The organism is Shigella sp. FC1967, assembly GCF_001743005.1.
In the GTDB taxonomy this organism is placed as follows: domain Bacteria; phylum Pseudomonadota; class Gammaproteobacteria; order Enterobacterales; family Enterobacteriaceae; genus Proteus.
Genome location: NZ_MIIZ01001345.1, coordinates 1 through 379, shown reverse-complemented (window position 1 = coordinate 379; position 379 = coordinate 1). Strand labels below are relative to the sequence as shown.

The following is a 379-nucleotide window of genomic DNA, read 5'->3' as shown; positions in this document are numbered from 1 at the left end:
TCTCTCAAGCGCCTGAGTATTCTCTACCTGACCACCTGTGTCGGTTTGGGGTACGATTGTTGATAACCTGAAGCTTAGAGGCTTTTCCTGGAAGCAGGGCATCAATTGCTTCACCACCTTAGTGGTTCGTCATCACACCTCAGCATTAAGTGACCGGATTTGCCTAATCACTCTGCCTACATGCTTGAACCGGGACGACCGTCGCCCGGACAACCTAGCCTTCTCCGTTCCCCCATCGCAGTTACCACCAGTACGGGAATATTAACCCGTTTCCCATCGTACTACGCTTTTCAGCCTCGCCTTAGGGGTCGACTCACCCTGCCCCGATTAACGTTGGACAGGAACCCTTGGTCTTCCGGCGTGCGGGTTTTTCACCCGC

At 53.8% G+C, this 379-nt stretch carries 1 rRNA gene; it reads right to left on the bottom strand.

Annotated elements, in window-relative coordinates:
* Positions 1 to 379 (bottom strand): 23S ribosomal RNA (locus BHE89_RS21855); the annotation flags it as partial.